This is a genomic window from Endozoicomonas sp. SESOKO4 (assembly GCF_024606275.1).
In genome coordinates this window covers 1-7,061 of sequence record NZ_JAHHPS010000347.1, presented here as the reverse complement: position 1 = coordinate 7,061, position 7,061 = coordinate 1, and the positions used below count along the sequence as shown (strand labels likewise).

Genomic DNA, 7,061 nt, shown 5'->3' with positions numbered 1-7,061 from the left:
CAGATCACCCTTGGTAATACCGGTGGCTGAAAACACCACGTTGTCAGAGCTGGCCATATCATCCAGACGCAACAGGTTACCGGGCTCAATGCCCATCTCTTTACAACGGCTGCGCTCAATGTCACCGGCAGCCTTGTTTTCAGGGGTGTCGCCCTTGGCTTCGTCACGAGTCATCAGGCGACCCTGCATGTCGCCACCCAGTGCGCGAATCACGGCTGCTGATACCACACCTTCTGGTGCACCGCCGATGCAGTACATCATGTCGACTTCACTGTCAGGCATACAGGTCAGGATAGAAGCGGCTACGTCACCGTCGGGAATGGCAAAAACTTTTACACCCATTTTTTGCATCATCGCAATAGCACTGTCGTGACGAGGCTTGGACAGAGTGATCACGGTCAGGTTTTCTATGGGTTTGTGCAGCGCTTTGGCGACATTGTGGATGTTCTCTTTAAGACCCAGCTTCAGGTCGATGGCGTTTTTTGCACCGGGGCCTGCAACCAGTTTTTCCATGTACATGTCGGGTGCTTTCAGGAAAGAGCCTTTCTCGCCGGCGGCCAGAACAGCCACGGCATTGTTCTGTCCCATTGCGGTCATGCGGGTACCTTCAATAGGATCAACGGCAATATCAATGCTCTCGCCCTGACCTCTGCCAACTTTTTCGCCGATATAAAGCATGGGGGCTTCGTCGATTTCGCCTTCACCAATGACAATCTCGCCATCTATCTCAACCTTGTTGAGCATGGCTCTCATAGCCTCAACCGCTGCGCCGTCCGCCGCATTCTTATCGCCTCTGCCAAGCCATTTATAGCCAGCCAGTGCTGCCGCTTCGGTCACACGTGAGAATTCAATCGCCAGTTCGCGTTTCATGTTAATCCTGAAAGTGATCTAGGGTATGGGCGGGACTTTAGCACAACTCGGTGACCCAGAGTGAACCGCAACAGGCAAGATTTTACCCCCGCGAGTTTTCTCTTTTATTCGAATTGTGTTATCCACAGGCTTGACGCCATTTCCTGCATTCCGTAAAATTTCGCCGCTTTATATTGCCCCTAGCTGTATTTTCAGGGGTTGGTAGATGCCGGTTTTTACGCCGGCTTTTGCCGTTGAAGCAAAGAATCTTCTGCGCACTCCTCTGACGCAGCAGATTCTTACTCACTTAGAAACGACTGGAGTTCGCCAATGGCAACAATTAACCAGCTGGTTCGCAAGCCTCGTAAGCGTAAGGTCAAAAAGACCGACGTTCCTGCGCTGCAGGCCTGCCCACAGCGTCGCGGTGTATGCACCCGTGTTTACACTACTACTCCCAAGAAGCCAAACTCTGCGCTGCGTAAAGTTTGTCGTGTGCGTCTGACCAACGGCTTCGAAGTGACTTCCTACATCGGTGGTGAAGGTCATAACCTGCAAGAGCACAGTGTTGTTCTGATCCGTGGCGGTCGGGTAAAAGACTTGCCAGGTGTTCGTTACCACACCGTTCGCGGTAGCCTGGATACCCAGGGTGTTAACGACCGTAAGCAGGGCCGTTCCAAGTACGGTACCAAAAAGCCTAAGTCTTGAACTAGTAGCTTGAAACTAGTGTCTAGAGACTAGACTTGAGAACGCTCATTAGAGCAAGCATTTAAACAGTAGGTTGATAAGAGTAAGGTCAGGAGTTTTTTCCTGAGCTACCTGAAGGCCGAAAAGAGGGCTTATCAATGCCAAGAAGACGCGTAGTCGCCAAGCGCGAAGTACTGCCAGATCCAAAGTTTCATAACAAGACGCTGGCAAAATTCATTAACCATGTGATGGTTTCCGGTAAGAAGTCTGTTGCCGAGAAAATCGTCTATGGCGCACTGGACAAAGTTCAGGAGCGTACCAGCAAGGATCCTTTGGAGCAGTTTGAAAAAGCGCTCGAGTCCATCGCTCCTGTGGTAGAAGTAAAATCCCGCCGTGTCGGTGGTGCTACCTACCAGGTACCTGTAGAAGTTCGTCCAAGCCGTCGCACGGCCCTGGCTATGCGCTGGCTGGTAGACGCTGCGCGCAAGCGTGGTGAGAAGTCCATGGATCTGCGCCTGGCCGGCGAGCTGATGGATGCTGCCGAGAACAAGGGTGCTGCTGTCAAGAAGCGTGAAGACGTGCATCGCATGGCTGAAGCTAACAAAGCGTTCTCTCACTACCGTTTCTAAGTATCAGAGGATTGAGTCGTGGCCCGTAAAACCCCTATTGACCGCTATCGCAATATTGGTATTTGTGCCCATGTTGACGCGGGTAAGACAACGACCACTGAGCGTGTCCTGTTCTACACTGGTCTGAGCCACAAAATTGGTGAGGTGCACGATGGTGCGGCTACCATGGACTGGATGGAGCAGGAGCAGGAGCGTGGTATTACCATCACTTCTGCGGCTACCACCTGCTTCTGGCGTGGTATGGATGCTCAGTTTGATGAGCATCGTGTCAACATCATCGACACCCCCGGACACGTTGACTTCACCATCGAAGTTGAGCGTTCCCTGCGGGTACTGGATGGCGCTGTTGTTGTTCTGTGTGGTTCCTCCGGTGTTCAGCCTCAGACTGAAACTGTATGGCGCCAGGCTGACAAGTACGAAGTACCGCGCATGGTCTTCGTCAACAAGATGGACCGTACCGGTGCTAACTACCAGATGGTAGTCGACCAGCTGCGTGATCGTCTGAACGCTAATGCCGTTCCCATGCAGATGACCATTGGTTCTGAAGACGAGTTCAAGGGTGTTGTCGATCTGGTTAAGATGAAGGCGATCATCTGGAACGAAGCGGACCAGGGCATGACCTTCGCCTACGAAGACATTCCTGCTGAGATGGCCGATGTGTGTGCCGAAATGCACGAGTACATGGTCGAAGCCGCTGCCGAGGCTACTGAAGAGCTGATGGAGAAGTACCTGGAAGAAGGTGAACTCTCTGAGGAAGAAATCAAGGCCGGTATCCGTGCTCGCACCCTGGCTAACGAAATTATTCCGGTATTCGGCGGTTCCGCATTCAAGAACAAGGGTGTACAGGCCGTTCTGGATGCCGTCATCGAATACATGCCTTCTCCGAAAGAAGTTAAGGCCATTGAAGGTATCCTGGACGACGGTAAAGACACGGTTGAAACCCGTGAAGCTGACGACAATGCTCCGTTTTCTGCGTTGGCGTTCAAAATTGCTACCGACCCATTCGTGGGCACCCTGACCTTCATTCGTAGCTACTCCGGTACCCTGAATTCCGGCGACACCGTTTACAACCCTGTCAAGGGCAAGCGTGAGCGTGTGGGTCGTATGGTTCAGATGCACTCTAATAACCGTGAAGAACTCAAAGAGTGTCTGGCGGGTGATATCGTTGCTCTGATCGGCATGAAGGACGTAACCACGGGTGACACTCTGTGCGCCATGGACAGCGTTATTACTCTGGAGCGCATGGAGTTCCCGGAACCGGTAATCTCTGTTGCGGTTGAGCCTAAGACCAAGGCCGACCAGGAGAAGATGGGTATCGCTCTGGGTAAACTGGCTCAGGAAGATCCTTCTTTCCGTGTTCACACCGACGAAGAGAGTGGTCAGACCATCATCTCCGGTATGGGTGAGCTGCATCTGGACATCATCGTTGACCGTATGCGTCGCGAGTTCAAGGTTGAAGCTAACATTGGTAAGCCTCAGGTTGCTTATCGTGAGAAGCTGAAAGCCACCGTTGACGCTAACCACAAATTTGCCAAGCAGTCTGGTGGTCGTGGTCAGTACGGTCACGTTGTGATCGAGTTCTCTCCGGCTGAAGAAGGTGAAGAAGGTCTTCAGTTCGTCAACGAGATTGTTGGTGGTGTTATTCCCAAGGAATACATCCCGGCTGTTCAGAAGGGTCTGGAAGAGCAGATGCAGAACGGTGTTATCGCCGGCTACCCTCTGCTGGGTCTGAAAGCTCGTCTGTATGATGGTTCTTACCACGATGTTGACTCCAACGAAATGGCGTTTAAAATCGCTGCTTCTCAATGTCTGAAGAAATACGCGCCACAGGCTAACCCTGTTCTGATGGAGCCCATGATGAAAGTTGAGGTGGTGACACCTGAAGACTACATGGGTGACGTTATGGGTGACCTGAACCGTCGTCGCGGTATTGTTCAGGGTATGGAAGACACACCTTCCGGTAAGGTCATTAACGCTCAGGTGCCACTGGGTGAAATGTTCGGCTACGCCACAGATCTGCGTTCAGCAACTCAGGGGCGTGCTACATACTCGATGGAATTCAGCGAGTATGCCGAAGCTCCCGCCAGCATTGCTGAAGCGGTCATTAAAAATCAGGGTTAATAGTGTATGTGCGGTGTTCTAACAGACATAAAGGGCTGTTAGAATGCTGTACCGAGAATCACTACCCCCCGAACCATTGATATCTATCTAAGGGTCAAGAGAAATGGCTAAGGAAAAATTTGAACGTTCGAAGCCGCACGTAAATGTCGGCACCATCGGTCACGTTGACCACGGTAAAACTACTCTGACGGCTGCACTGACTCGCGTATGTGCAGAAGTATGGGGTGGCGAAGCTAAAGACTTCTCTCAGATCGATAACGCTCCTGAAGAGCGTGAGCGTGGTATTACCATCTCTACTGCTCACGTAGAGTACGACTCTCCTAGCCGTCACTACGCTCACGTAGACTGCCCAGGACACGCCGACTACGTTAAGAACATGATCACCGGTGCTGCCCAGATGGACGGCGCTATCCTGGTATGTTCCGCTGCTGACGGCCCCATGCCTCAGACTCGTGAGCACATCCTGCTGTCTCGTCAGGTTGGCGTACCTTACATCGTGGTATTCCTGAACAAAGCTGACATGGTAGACGACGAAGAGCTGCTGGAACTGGTTGAAATGGAAGTTCGTGAGCTGCTGGACACTTACGAGTTCCCAGGTGACGACACTCCAATCATCACTGGTTCTGCCCTGATGGCTCTGGAAGGTAAAGACGACAACGAAATGGGTACTTCCGCCGTTAAGAAGCTGGTTGAAACCCTGGACGAATACATCCCCGAGCCAGAGCGTGCTATCGATCAGCCGTTCCTGATGCCTATCGAGGACGTATTCTCTATCGCTGGTCGTGGTACTGTAGTCACTGGTCGTGTTGAGCGTGGTATCATCACTGTTGGTGAAGAAGTTGAAATCATTGGTATCAAAGAGACTACCAAGACGACTGTTACCGGTGTTGAAATGTTCCGTAAGCTGCTGGACGAAGGTCGTGCAGGTGAGAACATTGGTGCGCTGCTGCGTGGTACCAAGCGTGAAGAAGTTGAGCGTGGTCAGTGTCTGATCAAGCCAGGAACTGTAACGCCTCACACCAAGTTCGAAGCAGAAGTTTACATTCTGTCCAAGGACGAAGGTGGTCGTCACACTCCATTCTTCAAGGGCTATCGTCCTCAGTTCTACTTCCGTACCACTGACGTGACCGGTGCTGTAGAACTGCCAGAAGGCGTTGAAATGGTGATGCCAGGTGACAACATTAACTTCGTAGCTACCCTGATCGCTCCAGTAGCGATGGAAGACGGTCTGCGCTTCGCTATCCGTGAAGGTGGTCGTACTGTAGGTGCTGGTGTTGTTGCCAAGATCATCGAGTGATACTGAATCACTGGTAATCTAGACCACCCTATAAAAACCCCGGATTTTTTCCGGGGTTTTTTTTGTCTGTAAGTATTTAAACGACATCATATTTCCAACTCCGGGAGTAATTGATAAGGCATAGATAAAAGGGTTTCATTTGATTGAAACATAGCCAGTGTACGGTGGTGCCAGAATATGTAGTTTGGTTCAGGTCGCTTGTGATTGGAGATGACCCTATGAAAAAATGGATGACTGGTCTAGCTCTGGTATCAGTATCTGTTGCTAGCGCTTCTTCTTGGGCTAATTCGCCTGAGGAACTGACTGTTTACACGGCTTTTGAAACAGATCTGCTATCAACATTCGAAGAGGCTTTTGAGAAAGAGCATCCGAATATCACAATCAACTGGGTTCGTGATTCTACCGGGGTAATCACTGCCAGAATACTTGCAGAAGGAAAAGGAACTCCTGCTGATGTGGTGTGGGGGCTGGCTGCTTCATCCCAGGTGCTGCTGAAAAATCAGGGCATTATTAAAGCCTATACCCCGGAAGGTGTCTCCGAGCTTAAATCCGGCATGGTGGATCCGGAAAGCGATAAAGCCTGGTACGGACATGATGCTTTTTTTAATGCGATCTGTTTCAACAGCGTAGAGGCTGAAAAACTGGCTCTGCCAAAACCTGAAAAATGGGAAGACCTTCTGAATCCGGTCTACAAAGGGCATATTGTCATGCCTAATCCAGCCTCTTCCGGTACGGGTTACACTCAGGTGGCTGCCTGGCTGCAAACCATGGGTGAAGAAAATGGCTGGTCATATATGGAGGCTCTGGATAAAAATATTGCCAAATATACTCACTCTGGCTCCAAGCCCTGTGTTGAAGCAGCGCAAGGAGAAACGGTGATTGGTATTTCATTTGCCCTGCGTGGCGCTAAATTGAAAACTCAGGGTGCACCAATAGATCTTGTGATGCCTCAGGGTGTTGGCTGGGATTTAGAGGCAGTTGGTCTGGTCAATATAAAGTCCGATGCAGCAAAAGCACTGGCTGACTGGTCGGTTTCTGAAGAAGCCAATGAGCTTTACAACACGGTTTACCCGGTTGTCGCTCACAAGGATGTGAAAGGCGAAGTCAAAAATTACCCCGATGTTGAAGCTGTCATGGCTGACGTTGATTTTGGTCGAATGGCCAATGAGCGCGATGCTGTTCTTAAAGAATGGTCCGCTAAGTTTGAGTTTAAGTCAGAACAATAATACCCGTCGCCAAAACACTTAATAAAACTGAAGCCGTGGGTTTAAGGGGGATGCCATGCTTGAGCTCTTCAATGATCATCTGTTTTTCCACGATAAGCCATTTCATTACTTCTGGCTTCGCGATAACTGTCCTTGTCATCAATGCCGACATGAGTCGGGGCAAAGGCTGATTGAGGTAATGGACGTGTCTATGGATATCAGGCCAGCTCTGACAACGTGGTGTTTTCAGCCACCGGTATTACCAAGGGTGATCTG

At 50.7% G+C, this 7,061-nt stretch carries 7 protein-coding genes; 6 read left to right on the top strand and 1 reads right to left on the bottom strand.

Translation table 11 applies throughout. The annotated features are described in order from the left end of the window. Nucleotides 1-870 (bottom strand): class II fructose-bisphosphatase (gene glpX / locus KDK16_RS06830; RefSeq protein WP_257275300.1); only part of this gene is annotated, 870 nt, incomplete at its 3' end. 309 nt (nt 871-1,179) lie between these two features. On the opposite strand from glpX, the gene rpsL reads away from it, so the two are divergent. From rpsL to KDK16_RS06800, 6 genes are all read left to right on the top strand, one after another. Then, on the top strand, nt 1,180-1,554 hold the full coding sequence (gene rpsL, locus KDK16_RS06825; RefSeq protein ID WP_034841716.1) for a 30S ribosomal protein S12: 375 nt from the start codon (nt 1,180-1,182) through the stop codon (nt 1,552-1,554). Between the two features lie 137 nt (nt 1,555-1,691). After that, on the top strand, nt 1,692-2,162 hold the full coding sequence (gene rpsG / locus KDK16_RS06820) for a 30S ribosomal protein S7 (RefSeq protein ID WP_252177337.1): 471 nt from the start codon (nt 1,692-1,694) through the stop codon (nt 2,160-2,162). Between the two features lie 18 nt (nt 2,163-2,180). Then, nucleotides 2,181-4,283, top strand: a complete 2,103-nt coding sequence (gene fusA, locus KDK16_RS06815) for an elongation factor G (protein ID WP_257254329.1) — start codon at nt 2,181-2,183, stop codon at nt 4,281-4,283. A 103-nt stretch (nt 4,284-4,386) separates the two neighbouring features. After that, nucleotides 4,387-5,580 carry an elongation factor Tu gene (tuf, locus tag KDK16_RS06810; protein ID WP_257254328.1) on the top strand — a complete coding sequence of 398 codons (1,194 nt, stop codon included), beginning with the start codon at nt 4,387-4,389 and terminating at the stop codon, nt 5,578-5,580. Nucleotides 5,581-5,798: 218 nt separating this feature from the next. Next, a complete protein-coding gene (locus KDK16_RS06805) occupies nt 5,799-6,806 on the top strand; it encodes a putative 2-aminoethylphosphonate ABC transporter substrate-binding protein (protein ID WP_257254326.1) in 1,008 nt (335 codons plus the stop codon). Nucleotides 6,807-6,861: 55 nt separating this feature from the next. Further along, nucleotides 6,862-7,061 (top strand): gamma-butyrobetaine hydroxylase-like domain-containing protein (locus KDK16_RS06800; RefSeq protein WP_257275299.1); only part of this gene is annotated, 200 nt, incomplete at its 3' end.